General features: G+C 69.6%; 20 protein-coding genes and 4 tRNA genes. 15 read left to right on the forward strand and 9 right to left on the reverse strand.

The features are described from left to right. Nucleotides 1-201: 201 nt before the first annotated feature. Nucleotides 202-274: transfer RNA gene (locus ACKOB8_RS07280), tRNA-Lys, on the reverse strand. Nucleotides 275-422: 148 nt separating this feature from the next. On the opposite strand from ACKOB8_RS07280, the gene ACKOB8_RS07285 reads away from it, so the two are divergent. The 7 genes from ACKOB8_RS07285 to ACKOB8_RS07315 all read left to right on the forward strand — a co-directional run bounded on the left by ACKOB8_RS07285 (nt 423) and on the right by ACKOB8_RS07315 (nt 4,845). After that, nucleotides 423-495: transfer RNA gene (locus ACKOB8_RS07285), tRNA-Glu, on the forward strand. 32 nt (nt 496-527) lie between these two features. After that, nucleotides 528-601, forward strand: a tRNA-Asp gene (locus ACKOB8_RS07290). A gap of 21 nt (nt 602-622) precedes the next feature. Next, nucleotides 623-696, forward strand: a tRNA-Phe gene (locus ACKOB8_RS07295). 63 nt (nt 697-759) lie between these two features. Next, nucleotides 760-2,094 (forward strand): HNH endonuclease signature motif containing protein, encoded by a 1,335-nt coding sequence (locus ACKOB8_RS07300; RefSeq protein WP_526376549.1) that lies wholly within the window; start codon nt 760-762, stop codon nt 2,092-2,094. A gap of 43 nt (nt 2,095-2,137) precedes the next feature. Beyond that, nucleotides 2,138-3,331: an acyl-CoA dehydrogenase family protein gene (locus ACKOB8_RS07305; protein WP_526376550.1), complete on the forward strand. Its 1,194-nt coding sequence runs from the start codon at nt 2,138-2,140 to the stop codon at nt 3,329-3,331. Then, nucleotides 3,331-4,395: a TIGR03857 family LLM class F420-dependent oxidoreductase gene (locus tag ACKOB8_RS07310; protein WP_526376551.1), complete on the forward strand. Its 1,065-nt coding sequence runs from the start codon at nt 3,331-3,333 to the stop codon at nt 4,393-4,395. The genes ACKOB8_RS07305 and ACKOB8_RS07310 overlap by 1 nt, the downstream gene beginning before the upstream one ends. Before the next feature lie 9 nt (nt 4,396-4,404). Beyond that, nucleotides 4,405-4,845, forward strand: a complete 441-nt coding sequence (locus ACKOB8_RS07315; RefSeq protein WP_526376552.1) for an SRPBCC family protein — start codon at nt 4,405-4,407, stop codon at nt 4,843-4,845. Here ACKOB8_RS07315 and ACKOB8_RS07320 read toward each other — a convergent pair. Then, nucleotides 4,842-6,008: a pyridoxal phosphate-dependent aminotransferase gene (locus ACKOB8_RS07320; RefSeq protein WP_526376553.1), complete on the reverse strand. Its 1,167-nt coding sequence runs from the start codon at nt 6,006-6,008 to the stop codon at nt 4,842-4,844. The genes ACKOB8_RS07315 and ACKOB8_RS07320 overlap by 4 nt on opposite strands. Nucleotides 6,009-6,144: 136 nt before the next feature. Between ACKOB8_RS07320 and ACKOB8_RS07325 the strand changes: the two genes are divergently transcribed. The 4 genes from ACKOB8_RS07325 to ACKOB8_RS07340 all read left to right on the forward strand — a co-directional run bounded on the left by ACKOB8_RS07325 (nt 6,145) and on the right by ACKOB8_RS07340 (nt 11,542). Next, a complete protein-coding gene (locus ACKOB8_RS07325; protein WP_526376554.1) occupies nt 6,145-7,356 on the forward strand; it encodes an acetyl-CoA C-acetyltransferase in 1,212 nt (403 codons plus the stop codon). A 9-nt stretch (nt 7,357-7,365) separates the two neighbouring features. After that, nucleotides 7,366-9,501: a 3-hydroxyacyl-CoA dehydrogenase NAD-binding domain-containing protein gene (locus ACKOB8_RS07330; protein WP_526376555.1), complete on the forward strand. Its 2,136-nt coding sequence runs from the start codon at nt 7,366-7,368 to the stop codon at nt 9,499-9,501. A 73-nt stretch (nt 9,502-9,574) separates the two neighbouring features. Further along, entirely contained in the window at nt 9,575-10,519 is a 945-nt protein-coding gene (locus ACKOB8_RS07335) for a hypothetical protein (RefSeq protein ID WP_526376556.1), read from the forward strand. A 21-nt stretch (nt 10,520-10,540) separates the two neighbouring features. Beyond that, nucleotides 10,541-11,542, forward strand: coding sequence for an LLM class F420-dependent oxidoreductase (locus ACKOB8_RS07340; RefSeq protein ID WP_526376557.1), 1,002 nt, complete (start codon nt 10,541-10,543; stop codon nt 11,540-11,542). A gap of 6 nt (nt 11,543-11,548) precedes the next feature. Here the strand turns inward: ACKOB8_RS07340 and ACKOB8_RS07345 are convergent, their stop codons facing one another. The 3 genes from ACKOB8_RS07345 to ACKOB8_RS07355 are packed head-to-tail and all read right to left on the reverse strand — an operon-like array spanning nt 11,549 to nt 16,799. Next, nucleotides 11,549-12,886, reverse strand: a complete 1,338-nt coding sequence (locus tag ACKOB8_RS07345) for an MFS transporter (RefSeq protein WP_526376558.1) — start codon at nt 12,884-12,886, stop codon at nt 11,549-11,551. Between the two features lie 5 nt (nt 12,887-12,891). Then, nucleotides 12,892-14,541 carry a DNA repair helicase XPB gene (locus tag ACKOB8_RS07350; RefSeq protein WP_526376559.1) on the reverse strand — a complete coding sequence of 550 codons (1,650 nt, stop codon included), beginning with the start codon at nt 14,539-14,541 and terminating at the stop codon, nt 12,892-12,894. Nucleotides 14,542-14,549: 8 nt separating this feature from the next. Continuing rightward, a complete protein-coding gene (locus ACKOB8_RS07355) occupies nt 14,550-16,799 on the reverse strand; it encodes a helicase-associated domain-containing protein (RefSeq protein ID WP_526376560.1) in 2,250 nt (749 codons plus the stop codon). Nucleotides 16,800-16,863: 64 nt separating this feature from the next. Here ACKOB8_RS07355 and ACKOB8_RS07360 point away from each other — a divergent pair, with 64 nt between their 5' ends. The 4 genes from ACKOB8_RS07360 to ACKOB8_RS07375 are packed head-to-tail and all read left to right on the forward strand — an operon-like array spanning nt 16,864 to nt 18,429. Next, the gene (locus ACKOB8_RS07360; protein WP_526376561.1) at nt 16,864-17,049 is read left to right on the forward strand and encodes a hypothetical protein; all 186 of its coding nucleotides are present in this window, start codon (nt 16,864-16,866) and stop codon (nt 17,047-17,049) included. After that, nucleotides 17,046-17,534, forward strand: coding sequence for a cyclic pyranopterin monophosphate synthase MoaC (gene moaC / locus ACKOB8_RS07365; protein WP_526376562.1), 489 nt, complete (start codon nt 17,046-17,048; stop codon nt 17,532-17,534). Before ACKOB8_RS07360 ends, moaC begins: the two co-directional genes overlap by 4 nt. After that, the gene (locus tag ACKOB8_RS07370; protein ID WP_526376563.1) at nt 17,531-18,007 is read left to right on the forward strand and encodes a MogA/MoaB family molybdenum cofactor biosynthesis protein; all 477 of its coding nucleotides are present in this window, start codon (nt 17,531-17,533) and stop codon (nt 18,005-18,007) included. The genes moaC and ACKOB8_RS07370 overlap by 4 nt, the downstream gene beginning before the upstream one ends. Beyond that, nucleotides 18,004-18,429 (forward strand): molybdenum cofactor biosynthesis protein MoaE, encoded by a 426-nt coding sequence (locus ACKOB8_RS07375; protein WP_526376564.1) that lies wholly within the window; start codon nt 18,004-18,006, stop codon nt 18,427-18,429. Before ACKOB8_RS07370 ends, ACKOB8_RS07375 begins: the two co-directional genes overlap by 4 nt. Here the strand turns inward: ACKOB8_RS07375 and ACKOB8_RS07380 are convergent. The 4 genes from ACKOB8_RS07380 to ACKOB8_RS07395 all read right to left on the reverse strand — a co-directional run bounded on the left by ACKOB8_RS07380 (nt 18,426) and on the right by ACKOB8_RS07395 (nt 21,110). Next, nucleotides 18,426-19,061 (reverse strand): transglycosylase family protein, encoded by a 636-nt coding sequence (locus tag ACKOB8_RS07380; protein ID WP_526376565.1) that lies wholly within the window; start codon nt 19,059-19,061, stop codon nt 18,426-18,428. The genes ACKOB8_RS07375 and ACKOB8_RS07380 overlap by 4 nt on opposite strands. A 305-nt stretch (nt 19,062-19,366) precedes the next feature. Further along, on the reverse strand, nt 19,367-19,645 hold the full coding sequence (locus ACKOB8_RS07385) for a MoaD/ThiS family protein (RefSeq protein WP_526376566.1): 279 nt from the start codon (nt 19,643-19,645) through the stop codon (nt 19,367-19,369). Between the two features lie 2 nt (nt 19,646-19,647). Then, entirely contained in the window at nt 19,648-20,712 is a 1,065-nt protein-coding gene (moaA, locus tag ACKOB8_RS07390) for a GTP 3',8-cyclase MoaA (protein ID WP_526376567.1), read from the reverse strand. Then, a complete protein-coding gene (locus ACKOB8_RS07395) occupies nt 20,709-21,110 on the reverse strand; it encodes a YccF domain-containing protein (RefSeq protein ID WP_526376568.1) in 402 nt (133 codons plus the stop codon). Before ACKOB8_RS07395 ends, moaA begins: the two co-directional genes overlap by 4 nt. Nucleotides 21,111-21,146: the final 36 nt, after the last annotated feature.

The following is a 21,146-nucleotide window of genomic DNA, read 5'->3' on the forward strand; positions in this document are numbered from 1 at the left end:
GGTGATTCCCAAACCTCCCCGCCGGGCTCGGCACCCGCGGGCGGGCAGGGATCGCGCCGCGGGGCGGCTTGCCGCGGCCTCCCCGCTCCCGCAGACGCCGCCGCCGCATCTGCCACCGGCGTCCGAGCGCGGGAAGGGCATCCACTACTGCCCTAGCTAGGGCCCTAGCTAGTGCCCTAGCTAGGGCCTTCAGACGTGCGGTGCCCCCACTAGGACTCGAACCTAGGACCTGCGGATTAAAAGTCCGTAGCTCTACCAACTGAGCTATAGGGGCGCGGGAGATCAGGATACTGCGTGCCCGCCGCCCGCCCGCGGGTGCCGAGCCCGGCGGGGAGGTTTGGGAATCACCCGCGGGGTGCCCTAAGCTGGGAGGGCTTCGGCACAGTGCAGACAGCCGAGTGCCCTCGTCAGATTCGGCTCAGGCCCCCTTCGTCTAGCGGCCTAGGACGCCGCCCTTTCAAGGCGGTAGCGCGGGTTCGAATCCCGTAGGGGGTACGCTCGGCGTGCAACGTGGCGTTGCTCAGCAAGGCCCTGTGGCGCAGTCGGTTAGCGCGCCGCCCTGTCACGGCGGAGGTCGCGGGTTCAAGTCCCGTCAGGGTCGCGAGGCACCGGTGTGCCTTCCGGCCAGGTAGCTCAGTTGGTACGAGCGTCCGCCTGAAAAGCGGAAGGTCGCCGGTTCGATCCCGGCCCTGGCCACTTCGTGCAGAGGGACGTTCGGCCACCGAAATCTTGTCAGACCATCGCACTAGTGTTCGATTTATGGAGATCCTGTCCGCGCTTGATGATCTGGACGCCGCGTTGGGCAAGCTGGCCGGCCTGCCGGTGGAGGCCTTGGACGGCGTGCAGGTGTTGGCGGTGCTGGACCGTGTGGAGCGTTTGCGCCGCCGCCTGCCGGCGGTCGAGCACGCGCTGATCGCCCAGGCGCGCTGCCAGGCCGCGCCGAGGGATTTGGGGGCGAAGTCATGGCGGTCGGTGCTGTCCCAGCGATTGGGGATCAGCGGGGCCGATGCCGGGCGGCGGCTGGCCGAGGCCGCTGATCTGGGGCCGCGGCGGGCACTCGGCGGGGAGCCGGTGGAACCGGTGCTGGCCGCTACCGCCGCCGCCCAGGCCCGCGGTGAGATCGGCGCCGAGCATGTGGGGGTGATCCGGGACTTCCTGCATCATCTGCCCGCCGAGGTCGACGCCGGTACGCGGCAGGCCGCCGAGACCGAGTTGGCCGGTCTGGCCGGGGGCCTGACACCGGAGGGGCTGCGTCAGGTGGCCCGCACGCTGGTGGAGTATCTGGATCCTGACGGCACCCTCGACGACGAGCGCGATCATGCCCGCAAGCGGGGGTTGAGCGTGGGCCCGCAGGGTCTGGACGGGATGAGCCGGCTGTCCGGGTGGCTGACCCCCGCGCTGCGGGCGGCCCTCGAGGCACTGCTGGCCAAGATGGCCGCCCCGGGCCAGTGCCTGCCCGCGGACACCGAGCCCGCCGCCGACGTCCGCACTGTGGCTCAGCGTCAGCACGACGCGCTGGCGGCGATCTGCGGGCAGGTCCTGTCCTCGGGAACCCTCGGGCGCCATCAGGGGTTGCCCGTGACGATCGTGGCCACCACCACCCTGGCGGAGTTGACCGCCGCGGCGGGGAAGGCCCACACCGGCGGGGGCACCCGGCTGCCGATCCCGACCTTGATCCGGATGGCCGCCGCCGGATGCGTGCACCCCTACCTGGGGTTGTTTGAGAACCCGAAGAAGATGCGCCTGTACTACGGGCGACGGCGGCGCACCGCCAGCGCCGGCCAACGCCTGGCCCTGCACACCCTGGACAGGGGGTGCAGCAAACCCGGCTGCGACGCCCCACCGAACCGCTCCGAGGTCCATCACGCCGAAGCGGACTGGCAACACGGCGGCCGCACCGACATCGACCAGCTCACCCTGGCCTGCGGCTGCGACAACCGGCTGGTCGACACCACCCCCACCGGCTGGACCACCCGAAAACGCCCCCGCGACAACCGCACCGAATGGATCCCCCCACCAGCGCTGGACCGCGGCCAACCAAGGGTCAACCTCTTTCACCACCCCGAAGACATCCTGCGACCCGACGACGAATGACGAGGCACTGGAACGTGTGAACCATTTGGGGCAAGGTGGGCTGGTGAGCAGCCTCGCGCGCACCCCGGGCCTGAGCGAGGTGCAGACCGACATCCTGGCCGCCGTGCGCCGCTTCGTCGACACCGAGATCATCCCCCATGCGCGCGATCTCGAGCACGCCGACGCCTACCCGCAGGCGATCGTCGACCGGATGCGCGAGATGGGGCTCTTCGGGCTGATGATCCCCGCCGAGTACGGCGGGCTGGGGGAGTCGCTGCTGACTTACGCGCTGTGCGTCGAGGAACTGGCGCGCGGCTGGATGAGCATCTCAGGGGTGATCAACACCCACTTCATCGTGGCCTATCTGATCGAGCAGCACGGCACCGAGGAGCAGAAGCGAAGACTGCTGCCCGCGATGGCCACCGGGGAGGTCCGCGGCGCGTTCTCGATGTCCGAACCCGGACTGGGATCCGACGTGGCGGCGATCCGCACCCGCGCCGTGCGCAACCCCGACAACAGCTACACCATCGACGGTTCGAAGATGTGGCTGACCAACGGGGCCAGCTCGACCCTGGTGGCGGTGCTGGTGCGCACCGACCTGGGTGCCGAGCAGCCCCACCGCAACCTCACCGCGTTCCTGGTCGAGAAGCCCACCGGCTTCGGCGAAGTCGCCCCCGGGCTGACCATCCCCGGCAAGATCGACAAGCTCGGCTACAAGGGCATCGACACCACGGAGTTGGTCTTCGACGGCTACGTCGCGGCCGCCGAGACCGTTCTCGGCGGTGACCCCGGGCGGGGGTTCGCGCAGATGATGGATGGCATCGAGGTCGGGCGGGTCAACGTCGCCGCCCGCGCCTGCGGGGTGGCGCTGCGGGCGTTCGAACTGGCGGTGCGCTACGCCCAGCAGCGCTCGACATTCGGCAAGCCGATCGCCGAGCATCAGGCGGTGGCGTTCAGCCTCGCCGAGATGGCGACCAAGGTCGAGGCGGCACACCTGATGATGGTCAGCGCCGCCCGGCTCAAGGATTCCGGGGAGCGCAACGACCTCGCCGCCGGCATGGCCAAACTGCTGGCGTCGGAGTTCTGCTCGGAAGTCGTCCAGTCCAGCTTCCGGATCCACGGCGGCTACGGCTATTCCGCCGAATACGAGATCGAACGGCTGATGCGCGACGCGCCCTTCCTGCTGATCGGCGAGGGCACCAGCGAGATCCAGAAACTGATCATCAGCCGCCGGTTGCTCGACGAGTACCGGATCTGATGGCTTCCCGCATCCTCGACGAACTGGGGTTCTACCTGCTCGCCGGTGCCGGCGGCGACGGACCCGCCGCGCTGGTGGACGAAGCCCGTCTCGGCGAGGAATTGGGATTCGGCACGGCCTTCGTCTCCGAACGCTGGAACATCAAGGAGTCGGCGTCGCTGACCGGGGCAGCATGCGCGGTCACCACCCGCATGCAGATCGCCACGGCCGCAACCAATCACAACACCCGGCACCCGTTGATCACCGGCTCGTGGGCGACCACCCTGCACCGGCTTTCCGCGGGGCGCTTCACGCTGGGCATCGGGCGCGGCATCGCCGCGGTTTACGCCGCATTCGGGGTGCCGGCGGTGACCACCGCGCAGATGGAGGACTTCGCCCAGGTGATGCGCCGGCTGTGGCGCGGAGAGGTGATCGTCAACCATGACGGACCCATCGGGAGCTACCCGATCCTGGTGCTCGATCCCGACTTCGACGAGGACATCCGGCTGGCACTGGTGGCGTTCGGGCCCAGGACGCTGGAACTGGGCGGGCGGCTCTTCGACGACGTCATCCTGCACACCTACTTCACGCCGGAGACCCTCGCCCGCTGTGTCCGCACGGTCAAGGAGTCGGCTGAGCGGGCGGGCCGCGATCCGGGCCGCGTGCGGGTCTGGTCGTGCCTGGCCACCGTCGGCGACCACCTGCCCGAAGAGCTGCGGCTGAAGAAAACCGTCGCGCGGCTGGCCACCTACCTGCAGGGCTACGGCGACCTCATGGTGAGCACCAACGACTGGGATCCGGCTGTGCTGCAACGGTTCCGGGCCGATCCGATCGTCTGTTCCATCGGCGGAGGCATCGACCACAAGGCGTCGGCCGATCAGATCGAGCACATCGCCACCCTCATTCCCGAGGAGTGGCTGAGCCCGGCGGCCACCGGTCCGGCCCGGCAGTGCGTGCAACGGATCCGCGCCGAGTTCGGCTACGGCGCCGATGCGGTGATTCTGCACGGCGCCACACCCCGGGAGCTCGAGCCGATCGTCGCCCAGTACCGGCAAACCGTCCCGGAAACCCTGCCCGGCTCGTAATCTCGCGTCATGGCTATCAGCGATACCCGGGACATCGTCATCGAGGCCACCCCGGAGGAGATCTTCGACGTCCTCGCCGACGTCACGACTGCGCACACGTGGTCTCCGCAGTACCAGAGCGCCGAGATTATCGACACCTACGACAACGGCAGGCCCAAGACGGTCAAGATGAAGGTCAAGGCTGCCGGGCTGACCGACGAGCAGGTCGTCGAGTACACCTGGGGCGAGAACACCGTCAGCTGGACGCTGCTGAAAGCCGGCCAGCTGCGTTCCCAGGAGGCGAGCTACACCCTGACCCCGGACGGCGCCAAGACCAAGGTGCGTTTCGCCATCACCGTCGACCCCTCGGTGCCGCTGCCGGGCTTCATCCTCAAGCGGGCCATGAAGGGCGCGATGGAGACCGCGACCGACGGTCTGCGCAAGCAGGTGCTCAAGGTCAAAGGCGGCTAGCCGCCGGCCAGCACGCCCAGCCGGCTGATCGCCTCGTCGAGGGTGTCGTCGCGCTTGCAGAAAGCGAAGCGCACCAGGTGATTCCATGCCAGTGGGGCGTTGCTGTCGCAGAACGCGGACATCGGGATGGCCGCGACTCCTGCCCGGTGCGGCAGCTCGTCGCAGAAGGCGGTGCTGTCGGTGTATCCCAGCGGTCGGGGGTCGGCGCACAGAAAATACGTGCCCGCACTGTCGTGGACGGCGAAACCGATGTCGCTCAGCGCGGCCGCGAGGCGGTCCCGCTTGGCTTGCAGCGAGTCACGCAGACCGGTCACCCAGGAGTCCTCGTTGTCCAGCGCATAGGCGACGGCGGGCTGGAACGGACCGCCGGCCACGTAGCTGAGGTACTGCTTGGCCGTGCGCACCCCCGCGACGAGCTCGGCCGGTCCGCAGGCCCAGCCGATCTTCCAGCCGGTGCAGTTGAACATCTTGGCGGCGCTGGAGATCGTGACGGTGCGCTCGGCCATGCCCGGAAAGGTGGCCGGCGGCAGATGGCGGCGGCCGTCGAAGGTCAGGTGCTCGTAGACCTCGTCGGAGATCACCAGCAGGTCGGCCTCGACAGCCACCGCGGCCAGGTCGCGCACCTCGCGTTCACAGAGCACCATGCCGGTCGGGTTGTGCGGGGAGTTGACGATGATCGCCCGGGTGCGGGGCGTGATCGCCGCGCGCACGGCGTCGACGTCGAGGCTGAAGCCGTGCCCGTCAGGCACCAGCGGGACCGCCACCCGGGTCGCGCCGGCCATCGCGATGACGGGGCCGTAGGTGTCGAAGAACGGTTCGATGACCAGAACTTCCGAGCCCGGCTCGACCAGGCCGATCACCGCAGCCGCGATCGCCTCGCTGGCCCCCACGGTGACCAGCACCTGGGTGTCGGGGTCGAAGTCCATGCCGTAGCGGCGGCGTCGCTGGGCGGCGATCGCCGTGCGCAGCGGTGCGATGCCGGGTCCGGGCGGGTACTGATTGAAACCGTCGGTGATCGCCTGCCGCGCCGCCTCCAGCATTGCGGGGGGCCCGTCCTCGTCGGGGAAGCCCTGGCCGAGGTTGACCGCGCCCAACCGGGCAGCCAGTGCCGACGTCTTGGCGAAGACGTTGACTGTGTAGGGCCGCAGACGCTCGACCGTCATGGCACCCGAGCGTAGATCCCCGGGGTCGAGGCGGGGTGCCGACCCAACCAACAGGTTGGCCGGGGCCGTTGCCGGCCGGCCGTGGCAGCGGTCTAGGCTCATCGGTGCCGGAAACCCACCAAACCGAGGAACCGCCATGTCCGAAGAAGCTTTCATCTACGAGGCCATCCGCACTCCGCGCGGCAAAGGCAAGAACGGCGCCCTGACCGAGGTCAAGCCGCTCAATCTGGTCACCGGTCTGATCGACGAACTGCGCAGCCGCCACGGCGGCCTGGACGAGAACATGATCAGCGACGTCGTGCTGGGGTGCGTCTCGCCGGTGGGCGATCAGGGCGGCGACATCGCCCGCACCGCCGTCATCGCCGCGGGGATGCCCGACACCGTCGGCGGCGTGCAACTCAACCGGTTCTGCGCGTCCGGCCTGGAGGCGGTCAACACCGCCGCCCAGAAGGTCCGCTCCGGCTGGGACGATCTGGTGGTCGCCGGGGGTGTGGAGTCGATGAGCCGGGTCCCGATGGGTTCTGACGGCGGGGCGATGATGTCCGATCCGGCCACCAACTACGACGCCTACATCGTCCCGCAGGGCATCGGCGCCGACCTGATCGCCACCCTGGAGGGCTTCGACCGCGACGACGTCGACAACTACGCGCTGCAGTCCCAGCAGCGGGCGGCGGACGCGTGGTCGGGCGGCTACTTCGCCAAATCGGTGGTCCCGGTGCGCGACCAGAACGGTCTGCTGATCCTCGACCACGACGAGCACATGCGCCCCGACACCACCAAGGAAGGCCTGGGCAAGCTCAAGCCCGCCTTTGAGGGCCTGGCCGCGATGGCCGGCTTCGACGACGTCGCGATGCAGAAGTACCACTGGATCGAGAAGATCAACCACGTCCACACCGGCGGCAACAGCTCGGGCATCGTCGACGGCGCCGCCCTGGTGCTGATCGGTAACGAAAGGGCCGGCAAGGCGTGCGGGCTGACCCCGCGCGCCCGGGTGGTGGCCACCGCGACCAGCGGCGCGGACCCCACGATCATGCTCGTCGGGCCCACCCCGGCCACCGAGAAGGCGCTGGCCCGTGCCGGGCTGACCGTCGACGACATCGACCTGTTCGAGCTCAACGAGGCCTTCGCCTCGGTGGTGCTGAAGTTCCAGAAGGATCTGAACATCCCGAACGAGAAGCTCAACGTCAACGGCGGCGCCATCGCGATGGGCCACCCGCTGGGAGCCACCGGCGCGATGATCACCGGCACCATGGTCGACGAACTGGAACGCCGCGGCGCCAAGCGCGCGCTGATCACGCTGTGCATCGGTGGCGGCATGGGCGTGGCCACCATCATCGAGAGGGTTTAGGGAAAAACCATGGCCGAGAACACCATCAAGTGGGACAAGGACGCCGACGGCATCGTCACCCTGACCCTGGACGACCCCACCGGGTCGGCCAACGTGATGAACGAGCACTACCAGGAGTCCATGCGCAAGGCCGTCGAGCGCCTGGCCGCGGAGAAGGACTCGATCACCGGCGTGGTGATCACCAGCGCCAAGAAGACCTTCTTCGCCGGCGGTGATCTCAACGGCATCATCCAGATCACCCCGGAGCACGCCGGAGAGGCTTTCGACACGGTCGAGGGTGTCAAGCGTGATCTGCGGGCTCTGGAGACGTTGGGTGTCCCGGTCGTCGCGGCCATCAACGGTGCCGCGCTCGGCGGCGGCCTGGAGATCGCGCTGGCCTGCCACCACCGTATTGCCGCGGACGTCAAGGGCAGCCTGATCGGCCTGCCCGAGGTGAGCCTGGGCCTGCTGCCCGGCGGCGGCGGGGTCACCCGCACCGTGCGGATGCTCGGGATCCAGAACGCCTTCGTCAACGTTCTCAGCCAGGGCACCCGGTTCAACCCCAAGAAGGCCAAGGAAACCGGCCTGGTCGACGAACTCGTCGCAACCGTGGAAGAAGTCGTCCCCGCCGCCAAGGCGTGGATCAAGGCGAATCCGGACAAGCACACCCAACCGTGGGACGCCCAGGGCTACAAGATGCCCGGCGGCACCCCGGCCAGCCCCGCGCTCGCCGCGATCCTGCCGTCGTTCCCGTCGCTGCTGCGCAAGCAGATCAAAGGCGCGAACATGCCCGCGCCGCGGGCGATCCTGGCCGCCGCGGTCGAGGGTGCCCAGGTGGACTTCGACACCGCCAGCCGCATCGAGAGCCGCTACTTCACCGAACTGGCCACCGGTCACGTCGCCAAGAACATGATCCAGGCGTTCTTCTTCGACATGCAGGCCATCAACGCGGGCGGCTCCCGCCCCGAAGGCATCGGCAAGACCCCGATCACCAAGATCGGCGTACTGGGTGCGGGCATGATGGGCGCGGGCATCGCCTACGTATCGGCCAAGGCCGGTTTCGACGTGGTGCTCAAGGACGTCACCCTTGAAGCCGCGCAGAAGGGCAAGGGCTACTCCGAGAAGCTCGAAGCCAAGGCGCTCGAGCGCGGCCGCACCACCGAGGAGAAGAGCAAGACTCTGCTCGGCCGGATCACCCCGACCGCCGACCCCAAGGACTTCGCCGGGGTGGACTTCGTGATCGAGGCGGTCTTCGAGAGCCAGGAGCTCAAGCACAAGGTGTTCGGTGAGATCGAGGACATCGTCGAGCCCAACGCGATCCTCGGCTCCAACACGTCCACGCTGCCCATCACCGGTCTGGCGTCCGGGGTCAAGCGGCAGGAGGACTTCATCGGCATCCACTTCTTCTCACCGGTGGACAAGATGCCGCTGGTCGAGATCATCAAGGGCGAGAAGACCTCCGATGAGGCGCTGGCTCGGGTTTTCGACTACACGCTGGCCATCGGCAAGACTCCGATCGTGGTCAACGACAGCCGCGGCTTCTACACCAGCCGGGTGATCGGCACCTTCATCAACGAGGCGCTGGCGATGCTCGGTGAGGGTGTGGAGCCCGCCTCGATCGAGCACGCCGGTTCCCAGGCCGGCTATCCGGCTCCGCCGCTGCAGCTCTCCGATGAACTGAACATGGAGCTGATGCACAAGATCGCCGTCGCTTCCCGCAAGGGCATCGAGGACGCCGGCGGCACCTACACCGCGCACCCGGCCGAGGCGGTGGTGGAGAAGATGATCGAGATCGGCCGCCCGTCAAGGCTTTCCGGTGCCGGCTTCTACGAGTACGTCGACGGCAAGCGGACCCAGCTGTGGCCGGGCCTGCGGGAGACCTTCACCTCGGGCAGCTCCAAGCCGCCGCTGCAGGACATGATCGACCGGATGCTCTTCGCCGAGGCCCTGGAAACCCAGAAGTGCTTCGACGAGGGTGTCATCACCACGACGGCCGACGCCAACATCGGCTCGATCATGGGTATCGGGTTCCCGCCGTGGACCGGTGGCGCGGCGCAGTTCATCACCGGCTATCCGGGCGGCAAGGCCGCCTTTGTGGCCCGGGCCAAGGAGCTGGCTGAGCGCTACGGTGCGCGGTTCACGCCGCCGGCGTCACTCGAGGGGTAGCGCCGTACGGCCGCGTTGCCAGGAATCCGCGGCGTTCGTTGCTAACTTGAGGTTCTCGACCGAAGGGAATCTCATGCACGCCGCCGCTCGCCCATGGGCCGCTGCCGGTGTGGCGCTGGTCGCGGCGGGAGCGATCGCCGTCGGCCCGGCGCCGTCCGCCGAACCTCTCCCGCGGACCGTGGCGGGGGCGGCGATCGAACTTTCCGCGTTGCCGAGCTGGCTGCAGTGGGTGTCCACCGGAACGACTGTGCTCAACGCGCAGATCGCCGCGATCGCCAATGTGATTCAGAACGAGATCGACGAGCCGGTGCCGATCCTCAGCACCATCGCGCGCAACCTGATCGTCGACGCCCAGGATGTGGGCGGAGCCGGCGTGACAGCCGCGCAGGTGGTGATCAGCGGTCTGGTCAGCGCACCGAATCTTCTGCTCAACGCCGCCTTCGACGCGATCGCCAACCCGCTGGCGATTCCCGCCATCCTCGCGGGCCTGGTCTCCAACGTCGTCTCCGTCGCGACGTCGGCGATCACCCCGGTCACCGCCGCGCTCAGCACGCTGGTCTCGACCACCCTCACGCGGGCGATCGGTGTGGCCAACGCGGTCATCGCCAACCTCGGTTCGATCGGTGGCGCGCTGATCGGGGTCCCGGTCGCCATCGGCAACGCACTTGTCGGCGCTGCGGTGTCCGTCGCCGGGTCCGTGCTCACCCTCAACCCCTTCAACGTGATCAGCGCGGCCGGTGATGCCGTGGTCAACGTCGAGGCGGTGTCGGTCAACTCGGTCGCGACGGTGTTCGGCGCGGTCGGCAAGCTTCGCGCCGACGTCCGCGCCGCGGTGGCCTTCCCACTGCCGGCCGCGGCACTGCCCGCAGCTCCGCGCGCGGCCAGGGCGCCGTCCGGTGCTCCGGCGCGGTCGCGCGCGGCGTCCGCCGTCCGGTCGAAGGCGGCTGCGGCAGCCGGGCACTCGCGCCCCGACGGTGCTGAGTCGAAACCGTCCGCCCAGCGGGCGTCGCGCCGATAGCCGCTTCCCTACACTCGGGGCATGCGCTTCGGACTGTTCGTTCCCCAGGGCTGGCGACTCGACCTGGCCGGGATTCCGGTTGATCAGCACTGGGCGGTGATGCGCGGGCTCGCCGATTACGCCGACCAGAGCTCGTGGGACTCGCTGTGGGTCTACGACCACTTCCACACCGTGCCGATACCCACCGACGAAGCCACCCACGAGGCATGGACCCTGATGGCCGCCTTTGCGGCGAGCACCTCGCGGATCAAGCTCGGTCAGATGTGCACGGCGATGAGCTACCGCAATCCGGTCTACCTGGCCAAGGTGGCCGCCACCACCGACGTGATCTCCGGCGGCCGGGTGCAGATGGGAATCGGCGCGGGGTGGTACGAACACGAGTGGCGCGCCTACGGGTACGGCTTTCCGTCGGCCGGTGAGCGACTGGCCCGCCTCGACGAGGGCGTGCAGATCATGCGGGACGCCTGGCGCGACGGCCGGGTGAGTTTCGCCGGCAAGCACTACCAGGTCGATGGCGCGATCGTCGCGCCGAAACCGCTGCAGCAAAACGGGATTCCGCTGTGGATCGCCGGCGGCGGGGAGAAGGTGACGCTGAAGATCGCCGCGAAGTATGCGCAGTACACCAACTTCAGCGCCGACCTCGACGAGTTCGCCCACAAGTCCGACGTCCTCGCCGGTCACTGCCGCGACGTCGGAACCGACTACAAGGCGATCACCCGCTCGGCCAATGTCAATGTCATCATCGGCGAGAGCGAGCCGGACTTCGACCGGCGGTGCGCGGTGATCCGCGACCGCATCGCAGGCATCTGCGGTGATGCCGCCGCCGAGGCCATGATGGCCGTGAACGACAACCCCTACTCGGCCACCGGGACACCCGAGCGGGTGATCGAGCGCATGGCGAAGCTGCGCGAGCTGGGGTGCGACTACCTGATCTGCTACTTCCCCGAGGCCGCCTACGACCGCTCGGGTGTCGAGTTGTTCGAACGGGAGGTCATTCCCGCCCTCGGTGGCTCGTCGGCCTAGAGGGTCCTAGTCGGCCGCCGGCATCCGGTTCCAGTGCGGAAGCAGGATGAGCATCGAGACGAAGGCCGCGCCGGCGAACCCGTAGAACAGTGCCGCCGTCCCGAGGTAGCCGGGCAGCAGGCCGCCGAGGATCGCCCCGACCGAACCGCATCCATTGATCAGACCGGCTGCGGTGCCCGCGTGTTTGGAGGTCCCGAAGTCGACCGCCGCGACGCAGGAGACCATGGAATCCGCCCCGTAGACGCTGAGACCGACGACCGCCAGGACGGCGATCATCACCAGGGTGCTGCGGGTCGCCGTCAGCGGCACGAACAGAGCGAGTGCGGCGACCAGGATCGCCAGGCTCAGCACGGTGGCCGGTACCCGGCGAGCCCGGAACACCTTGTCCGAGATGCGGCCGAAGATTATCGGGGCGAGGATGCCCGCGACCCCGAAGGCGATCGGGATCAGGGTGGCCTCGAGGTTGCTCGCGTCGGGCAGCCGCTCGGCGACGATGACCGGGCCCCACAGCAGGATGGCGTAGCGGGCCGGCTTGAGCAGGAAGTACGCGGCGCCCAGGGAGCGGACCATCGGTTCGCGAAGGGTGGTCACCAGCGTCGACCACCACGACCGCGTCGGCTCGGCGATCGCCTCGGCTTCCGGCGTGTGATCCAGCGGGGCGATGATCCCGCTGGACTCCTCGTCGGCGTGGTACTCCTCGATGGGCGGAAGCCCGACATCGGTCGGCCGGTTTCGCTGGAACAGCACGACGAGCCCCAGCACCACGAGAACGACCGCCGCGCCGGAGAAGAACGCCACCCGCCAGCTGTCGAAGACGCTGTAGGCGACCCAGCCCAGAAACGGTGCCGCAACCAGTCCGCCGAAGGCGTAGTTGGTGCTCCAGAATCCGAGAACCCGGCCGCGCTCGCCGATCGAGAAGAACTGCGCCATGTTGTCCAGGGTGGAGGCCCACCCGGTGGACTGCGCCAGCCCCTGCACGATCATCAGCGGGATCAGGAACACCAGGGCCGGAAGAAGGCCCATGAACAAGGTGGCCACCACGGAGATCGCCAAGCCGCCGAGCAGGACCACCCGGGGGCCGTACCGGTCGGCGACCTGACCCCAGACGAACTGCCCGAGCGCATAGGCGGTCAGATAGACGGCGTCGAGTTGGCCCAGTACCCGACTGTTGAGGCTGACGCTGAGGACGGGGTCGTCGAGGATTCCCAGCTTCGCGACCGAGAAGCTCTGACGGGTGAAATACAAACCGGCATAGGCGATCCAGGTGATGGCGAAAATCCGGATCCGCCACCGCCGGTAGTGGGCACCGGTGTCGGACTGCGAGAGGCTCAGCGGGCCGGACATAACAGTTAGATCGCCGGGCCGAGCAGGTCGTCGGCGTCTCGGATGATGTAGCCGTAGCCCTGTTCGGCCAGGAAGCGCTGCCGGTGCGCGGCGTAGTCGGTGTCCAGACTGTCGCGGGCGACCACCGAGTAGAAGACCGCACCGCCGCCGTCGTGTTTGGGTCGCAGCAGCCGGCCGAGGCGCTGGGCCTCCTCCTGGCGGGATCCGAAGGTGCCCGAGACCTGCACGGCCACCGAGGCTTCCGGCAGGTCGATGGAGAAGTTCGCGACCTTCGACACCACCAGGGTTTTGACCTCGCCGCGCCGGAAGGCGTCGAAGAGGGCCTCGCGCTCGGAGTTCCTGGTGGATCCCTGGATGACGGGGGCGTCGAGTTCGGCACCGAGTTCGTCGAGCTGGTCGAGGTAGGCACCGATCACCAGGGTCGGTTCGCCGGGGTGGCGGGCCAGGATCGACTTGACCACGGCGATTTTGGACCGCGCGGTCGAGCACAGCCGGTAGCGCTCGTCGGGCTCGGCGACCGCGTACTGCATCCGCTCGTTGTCGGTCATCGTCACCCGAACCTCGATGCACTCGGCCGGGGCGATCCAGCCCTGCGCCTCGATGTCCTTCCAGGGCGCGTCGTAGCGTTTGGGCCCGATCAGGCTGAACACGTCGCCCTCCCGGCCGTCCTCGCGGATCAGCGTCGCGGTCAGGCCCAGGCGCCGCCGGGACTGCAGATCAGCGGTCATCCGGAACACCGGCGCGGGAAGCAGGTGTACTTCGTCGTAGATGATCAGGCCCCAGTCGCGACTGTCGAACAACTCCAGATGCCGATACTCACCCTTGGTACGCCGGGTGATCACCTGATAGGTGGCGATGGTCACCGGCCGGATCTCCTTGCGTTCACCGGAGTACTCGCCGATTTCGTTCTCGGTCAGCGTCGTTCGCGCCAGCAACTCGCGCTTCCACTGCCGGCCGGCCACGGTGTTGGTGACGAGGATGAGCGTGGTCGCACCGGCCTTGGCCATCGCGGCGGCGCCGACGATCGTCTTGCCCGCGCCGCACGGCAGCACCACGACTCCCGAGCCGCCCGCCCAGAACGAGTCGGCGGCCATCTGCTGGTAGTCGCGCAGTTCCCAGCCGTCCTGGACGAGTCCGATCGGGTGCGCCTCCCCGTCGACGTAACCGGCCAGATCCTCGGCGGGCCAACCGATTTTGAGCAGCATCTGCTTGACCCGCCCGCGCTCGCTGGGGTGGACGACCACGGTGTCGGGGTCCACGCGCGCACCGAGCATCGGGGCGATCTTCTTGTGACGCAGAACCTCTTCGAGGACTGCGCGGTCCAGGCTGACCAGGATCAGCCCGTGGGCGGGACTCTTGACCAGTTGCAGCCGGCCGTAGCGGGCCATCGTGTCGACGATGTCGACCAGCAGCGGCTGCGGTACCGCGTAGCGCGAGAAGGTGACCAGGGCGTCGACGACCTGTTCGGCGTCGTGTCCGGCTGCCCGGGCGTTCCACAGGGCCAGCGGGGTGACCCGGTAGGTGTGCACGTGTTCGGGGGCGCGCTCCAGTTCGGCGAACGGGGCGATCGCGGCGCGGGCGGCGTCGGCCTGCTCGTGGTCGACCTCGAGCAGGACCGTTTTGTCGGATTGCACGATCAGCGGTCCGTCGGTCATGTCCGTCATTATCCGTCGTCGGCCGACATCACCGAGGTCACCCGGTGCACGGCGAACTCGCGCAGCCTGCCCTGCGCGGGGTCGAAGGCCATCAGGTGGCCGCCGTGCACCGAGATCGGGGTCACCACCCGCTGGGTGGCCACCCCGGCCGCGTCGACGTACCCCATCAGCACCTCCCGGCCGCGTATCGCGGCCCGGTGCAGCAGGTCCATCGCCACCGCCGGGTCAAGCCGCATGCCGCCCAGCGGCATCGCCTCGACCCGGCGCAGCGTCGCGACCACCGCCGCCAGGGTCTCCGGACTCGGCCTGGCCGGTGGCCGGAACGGCCGTCGGCTGGGTGGGCCCGCCACCCGGGTGATGCGCCGCCGCAGGTCGACGATCGCCCCGGCGGCGTCCTCGGCGGCCGGCGCGAAACCGGCCTCCCGCAGCGCGGCGAGGACCTCGGCGATCGGCGCCTGGGAGACGGCCACGGTCGGCGCCAGCAGACGCACCCCCAGAGCGCTGACCGCCGGCGCGGCCGCCGCGCTGGCCAGCAGGGCCGCGTCGTCGCAGCGCAGGAAGCAGCAGGCCAATCCCACCCGAAGCTGTCCGTGCCGGCGGGCGACGTCGTTGATCAGATAGGTCAATCCCTGGGGCACCGGCGTCGTGGAGTTCGTCTCGAAGAACGCACACAGCGCCTCGGCGGTGCGTCCGGAGTCCAACGCGTGGCGCACGGAATTCTCGCTGACCCGATAGACCATCGCGGCGCCGGCCGACTCGACCGTGGCCACCAGCGACAGTTCCTCGGCGAGTTCGCGGTTGAGTGGTCCGGGCACCACCACGGTGAGGTCGGCCTGCACCAGGAAGTGGTCGATCGGTGCGGGCAGGATCGCCGCCATGGCCGCGATCGCCTCCTGCTCGCCGTCGGCAATCCAGGCGCGCGCCGGGGTACTCAACGCCCCGCGGCCGGTCAGCCCGAGCGTGTGGGCTTCGTCGAGCAGATGCCCGACCGGCTCGGGCTGCAGCCGGGCCGCCCAGCGCGGCCGGCGCCACCTCAGCGCCCGCGAGGCGCTGCCGGCATCGACGCCCGAACCCGGCGGCAGGTCGGCCAGGAACTCCAGCAGCAGCCTGCGGTCCACCGGGGCAGCCGTCGAGTACAGCGAAACCGACAGCGCCGCAAAGGGTTTGCCGTCGGGTCCGCGGGTGCCGATGAGACCCGGCCGGCACGGCAGTGTCAGCCATGCGGTGGCCAGCTGAAGCCAGCGGTTCGCGGCCGAGGCGTCCAGATACCGGTCGGCGGCCAGCGTCGGCGCCCAGTAGTTGGAATCTCCGCGCGGCCCCGAATCGGGAATTCCGTTGGCGATCAGACCCGCGGCTGCGGTGAGTTCCAGGATCAGGCCCAGGCGCTGCTCGTCGATCCCGGTGACCTTTCCGAGCCGCTTGGCTTCCCGCACCCCCAATCCGCCGCTGCGCAGCTCGGGTACGGGCGCGAGCGACAGGCTCTCCAGCACGACCTCGACCTCGCGCAGGAAGTCGGTGATCGCGCCGGCCGCCGAGGCGTCGGCGTCAGCGACCGTGGTCTGCCCGACCACCGGGTCCGGCGCAGCCAGCTCGCACGGCCCGGTTTCCTCGCCGCGCAGCACCTGGGCGACATCGCGCGGCAGGACCACGGTGTCCGGCGCCTCGCCGTCGATGCGGCGCAGCAGGCTCGCGCTGAGCAGTCGTTGCACCGGCCGGTCGGCCGCGGTGCCCGGGGCCGCGTCGCGGGTCCGGCCGATCAGCGGCCCGACGAGCCGGCGGAGCAGATCGCGCTCGGGGTCGCCCAGCGCGGCCAGTGCCGCCGAGATCTCCGCCGCCGTCCGGCACTCGTCGGCAGTGACAGCCTGGCCCGGGTACCACGGCAGGGCCGCGGCGGCCTCGGCCGAGATGCTCACCGTGTCCTGGCCCCAGACCAGCGCGCGGTCGCGCAGGTCCTCAAGCGCCTCGGACACGGCCCGGTCGGGCGCACGCGGACCGAGTACGGCGGCCACCCCGGCGGCGGGCACCGCGGTGCGGCCGGCGCCCAGGACCAGCAGCGCGTCCAGCACGGCCAGCCGCAGGAAGTCCAGCTCGTCGGCGGCGGCGATAACCGACTGGCGGGTCACCGCGCGCGCCGCCAGCGCACTGATACTGGCCGGCGCCGGCTGGGCCAGATCGGGCCGGAGTTCCAGCAGGCGGATCAGGCTCGCGTCGGGCAGCTCAGCCAGCCACGCGCCCAGGGACCCTACGGACTTGGTCATTGCCGACCAGCCTAAATCAGCCGGCATAGGGGCGAGTTCGCCGGACAAGTGTCAGAATGACCCGGTGGCGAAGACGCATAGAACCCGGTACGTCGACAACGGATGGCCGACCCGGGATCCCGAAGATCATCCGGTGAGCGAGCTCGCCGCCGACCGGGTGGGTGCGCTCTCACCGTTCGGCGACATCGAGTTTCCGGTACCCGCCGGGGATCTGCCGTACGTGCACCCGGTCACCGTCGTCAACCGGTGACCAGCGGGCCGCAGCGCCGGCTGTCGCACGTCGACGACGCGGGCGCTGCGCGCATGGTCGACGTCAGCGGCAAGTCCGCCACCCCGCGCAGCGCGACCGCCGCCGCGACCGTGCACACCACCGCGGAGGTGATCGCGTTGGTGGCGACCGGGGGGCTGCCCAAGGGCGACGCCCTGGCCACCGCGCGGGTTGCCGGGGTGCTGGCCGCCAAGCGCACACCCGAACTGATCCCGCTCTGCCACCAACTGGCGCTGACCGGAGTCGATGTCGACTTCGAGATCGGCACCAGCGCCGTCGAATTGACGGCGACCGCGCACGCGACCGACCGCACCGGAGTCGAGATGGAGGCGCTGACCGCCGTCACGGTCGCGGCGCTGACCATCTACGACATGATCAAGGCCGTCGATCCCGCCGCGCGAGTCGACGGCATTCGGGTGTTGCGCAAGGACGGCGGCAAGACCGGGGTCTGGACCCGCGAGCGGTGAAGCGTTCCGGGCGGGTCGTGGTCGCCTCCACGCGGGCGGCCGCCGGGGTGTACGACGACCGGTGCGGCCCGATCATCGTCGAATGGCTGACCCGCCGCGGTTTCGACGTCACCGACCCGGTGGTGGTGGCCGACGGCGAGGCGGTCGAGCAGGCACTGCGCGCCGCGATCGGCGAGCGGGTCGACGTCGTGATCAGTACGGGGGGCACCGGCATCTCGCCGACCGACGCCACCCCCGAGGCGACCCTCGCGGTCATCGACTATCAGGTGCCCGGACTGGCTGACGCGATTCGCCGTTCGGGTCTGCCGGCCCTTCCCACCTCGGTGCTGTCCCGCGGGGTGTGCGGCGTGGCCGCCCGGACCCTGGTGGTCAACCTGCCCGGCTCGCCCGGCGGCGTGCGCGACGGGCTGGATGTGCTGGCCGACGTCATCGACCACGCTCTGGACCAGCTCGCCGGAACCGACCACCGATGACACGGATCGTGCGGGCCGCGGTCACCGAGGGGCCCGTCTCGGTGACCGAGCACGAGGAACTCGTCAGCCATGCCGCCGCCGGCGCGGTGGTCGGATTCGCCGGGGTGGTCCGCGACCACGACGCCGGTCGTCAGGTGGTCGGCCTGGAGTATTCCGCCCACCCGTCGGCCGGTGAGACGCTCTTCGAACTGCTGGCCGAAGTCGCCGCGGCGACGCCCGGGGTCCGGGCCATCGCCGCAAGCCACCGCATCGGGGCGCTGTCGGTCGGCGATGCCGCGCTGGTGGTCGCGGTGTCCGCCGAGCACCGCGACGCGGCGTTCGCCACCTGCGCCCGGGTGGTCGACACCGTCAAGGCGAAGCTGCCGGTGTGGAAGCACCAGTTCTTCGCCGACGGCACCGACGAGTGGGTGAACTCGGCCTAACCGGTCGCCGCGGTCGGGTCGTCGGCCTCGGTGGCGACTTCCGGTGACCACGCGGTCGTGATGACCGCGTCAGGCGCCTCCTCGGGCGCCGTCTCCGGCTCCGGTGCGGTCTCGGGTGCCGGCGGCGCTTCGGGTGCCGGTGGCGCCTCGGGTGCCGGTGGCGCCTCGGGTGCATCCAGCGCTTCAGCCGGCGCGACGGTGTCGTCCGGATTTCCCGCCGTCTCGGTGGTCACCTCTTCGGCTTCGGGCTTCACCTCACGCAGCGTCGGACCGGACAGTCCGGTTCCGCAGACCGGCCAGGCGCCCCGGCCCTGTGTGGCCAGCACCCGCTCGGCGATGGCGATCTGTTCCTCGCGGGTGGCCAGGTTGGCGCTCGGCGCGAACTCGCCGCCACCGTGTCCGGACCAGGTTCCCGGCGCGAACTGCAGACCGCCGTGGTAGCCGTTGCCGGTGTTGATCGCCCAGTTTCCACCGGATTCGCAACGGGCGACGCGGTCCCACTCGGAGTCGGGTGCGGCGTGCGCGGCCGAGGCGGCGAAGGCGAGACCGCCAACGCCGAGGAGGGCGCCGGCGACGGTGTTCCTGGCGATGGCGGCGGGTGCGTGCTTACGCGGTTTGCGGTGACGTCCCATGTCGGTTCCTCTCTAAAGATTGCGCCTGCGCCTGCGGAGCTCCGCCCCATCCCGGGCGCGCGGTTCTCCCCGCCCCAGGGATGGGCTCGGCGCGTGAGAAGCGGGGAAGACCCGCCGCGAGGGGGCGGGCTATGTAAATACGGTAGCTGCCCTCGCCCGCTCGGTCGTGTCACCCGCCGCCTGGCGTTTCGCCCGGCGATCCGGTTCAGCCGTGCGCTAGTGGCCGGCGACGTGCCTGCTAGGACCGGCCGGTGACGGCCTTGCAGCCACCGTGCGACCCGGCCGTGATGTAAGCCAGATCACGCTCATCCGCCGGCGAACGGCGGCAGGATGTCGAGGGTCTGATGCGCTCTCAGCACAGTCGACAGGTCGCGAACCGCCACCCCGTCGCACAGGTAGGAACACTTCCGCAGTACGAGCGCCAATTCGTCACTGCGGCAACATAGTTCACGTACCGCATCAGCAATGGAAGCGTTCGGCCCCAGGTGCAACACGGCCGTGTCGGACCCCGCCGCGGAGCGGGCCGCAGCAAAGAATCGCACAGTCAGAGGCGTCACCGGTTCGCACGCTGTGACATCAGTCATAGTCAGCCGCCGATCGCGCTCATCGGCCGCCGGGGCTGCACGAAGTCGGGATTGTTGATGCCGTGCCCGGCGGCCTTGCGCCACATCGCCGACCGCCACGCCAGTTCGAGTTGGTCATCGTCGGCGCCGCCGCGCAGCAGGCTGCGCAAGTCGGTCTCCTGGGTGGCGAAAAGACAATTGCGCACCTGGCCGTCCGCGGTCAGCCGGGTCCGGTCACAGGCTGAGCAGAACTCGTCGGACACCGACGCGATGATGCCCACGGTCCCCGGTCCGCCGTTGACGAGCCACAGCCGCGCCGGCGCCGACCCACGCGGCGCGGGGTCGGCGGTCAATTCGAAGTGGCGGCGCAATGCGGCGAGGGTGTCCTCGGCGCTGACGGTGGCGTCGCGGCGCCAGTTGTGTCCGGCATCCAGCGGCATCTGCTCGATGATGCGCAGTTGGTATCCGTAGCGCGTACAGAACCGCAGCAGCTCGACTGCGTCCTCGGCGCCGCAGGTGGGGTCGAGGACGGCGTTGACCTTGACCGGTTGCAGCCCGGCAGCCGCCGCGCCGGACAGGCCCTCGAGTACGTCGGCCAGCCGGTCGCGACGGGTGATCGCGGTGAAGCGATCGGCATTCAGAGTGTCCAGGGAGACATTGACCCGGTCCAGTCCGGCCGCGGCCAAGCCCGCAGCGCGGTTCGCCAAGCCAACGCCGTTGGTGGTCAGCGCGATCTCCGGGCGGGGACGCAGCGCGGCCACCGCCGCCACCACAGAGTCGAGGTCGCGGTAGAGCAGCGGCTCGCCGCCGGTGAACCGAACGGCGGTGATACCCAGGCGGGTGACGGCCAACCGGATCAGCCGGGACACCTCGTCGGCGGTGAGCAGGTCGCGGGTGGCTAGCCAGTCCACCCCGTCGGCCGGCATGCAGTAGGTGCAGCGCAGGTTGCAGCGATCGGTCAGCGAGACGCGCAGGTCGGTGGCGACCCTCCCGAACGTGTCGACCAGCGGACCGTCGATCGGCATCTCGGCGGGTTGCGTAAGAGGCTCGGCGCACGGCCCCGGCAGGCCCAGATCGGTGAGCGTCACGTCGGTAGCCGCATCCGGTCGGCCTCGTCGACGGGGACGATCTCCTTGCCCAGCGGCATCAGCGAAACCGGGATCAGTTTGAGATTCGCCAGCGCCAGCGGGATGCCGACGATGGTGATCGCCATCGCGACCGCCGAGACGACGTGGCCGATCGCCAGCCACAGCCCGCACAGCACCAGCCAGATCACGTTGCCGACCAGGGCGCCGGTGCGCGGACCGGGCTTGTCCACGATCGTGCGGCCGAAGGGCCACAGCGCGAACAGCGCGATCCGTGCCGCGGCGAAACCGAACGGGATGGTGATGATGAGCACGAAGCACACCAGGGCGGCCAGCAGGTAGCCGAGGCACAGCCACAGACCGCCGAACAGCAGCCAGATGACGTTCAGAACCAGGCGCATGAGACCTCCGCCAAGTCAGCCTAACCAACGCGGCGT

It is taken from the genome of Mycobacterium sp., assembly GCF_046091765.1.
Taxonomy (GTDB): domain Bacteria; phylum Actinomycetota; class Actinomycetes; order Mycobacteriales; family Mycobacteriaceae; genus Mycobacterium.

Bases quoted from the DNA above. Each gene is read 5' to 3' on its own strand.
- ACKOB8_RS07300 (WP_526376549.1), top strand. From the start codon at position 760: ATGGAGATCCTGTCCGCGCTTGATGATCTGGACGCCGCGTTGGGCAAG.
- ACKOB8_RS07310 (WP_526376551.1), top strand. From the start codon at position 3,331: ATGGCTTCCCGCATCCTCGACGAACTGGGGTTCTACCTGCTCGCCGGT.
- ACKOB8_RS07315 (WP_526376552.1), top strand. From the start codon at position 4,405: ATGGCTATCAGCGATACCCGGGACATCGTCATCGAGGCCACCCCGGAG.
- ACKOB8_RS07320 (WP_526376553.1), bottom strand. From the start codon at position 6,008: ATGACGGTCGAGCGTCTGCGGCCCTACACAGTCAACGTCTTCGCCAAG.
- ACKOB8_RS07325 (WP_526376554.1), top strand. From the start codon at position 6,145: ATGTCCGAAGAAGCTTTCATCTACGAGGCCATCCGCACTCCGCGCGGC.
- ACKOB8_RS07330 (WP_526376555.1), top strand. From the start codon at position 7,366: ATGGCCGAGAACACCATCAAGTGGGACAAGGACGCCGACGGCATCGTC.
- ACKOB8_RS07335 (WP_526376556.1), top strand. From the start codon at position 9,575: ATGCACGCCGCCGCTCGCCCATGGGCCGCTGCCGGTGTGGCGCTGGTC.
- ACKOB8_RS07340 (WP_526376557.1), top strand. From the start codon at position 10,541: ATGCGCTTCGGACTGTTCGTTCCCCAGGGCTGGCGACTCGACCTGGCC.
- ACKOB8_RS07345 (WP_526376558.1), bottom strand. From the start codon at position 12,886: ATGTCCGGCCCGCTGAGCCTCTCGCAGTCCGACACCGGTGCCCACTAC.
- ACKOB8_RS07350 (WP_526376559.1), bottom strand. From the start codon at position 14,541: ATGACCGACGGACCGCTGATCGTGCAATCCGACAAAACGGTCCTGCTC.
- ACKOB8_RS07355 (WP_526376560.1), bottom strand. From the start codon at position 16,799: ATGACCAAGTCCGTAGGGTCCCTGGGCGCGTGGCTGGCTGAGCTGCCC.
- ACKOB8_RS07375 (WP_526376564.1), top strand. From the start codon at position 18,004: ATGACACGGATCGTGCGGGCCGCGGTCACCGAGGGGCCCGTCTCGGTG.
- ACKOB8_RS07380 (WP_526376565.1), bottom strand. From the start codon at position 19,061: ATGGGACGTCACCGCAAACCGCGTAAGCACGCACCCGCCGCCATCGCC.
- ACKOB8_RS07385 (WP_526376566.1), bottom strand. From the start codon at position 19,645: ATGACTGATGTCACAGCGTGCGAACCGGTGACGCCTCTGACTGTGCGA.
- ACKOB8_RS07395 (WP_526376568.1), bottom strand. From the start codon at position 21,110: ATGCGCCTGGTTCTGAACGTCATCTGGCTGCTGTTCGGCGGTCTGTGG.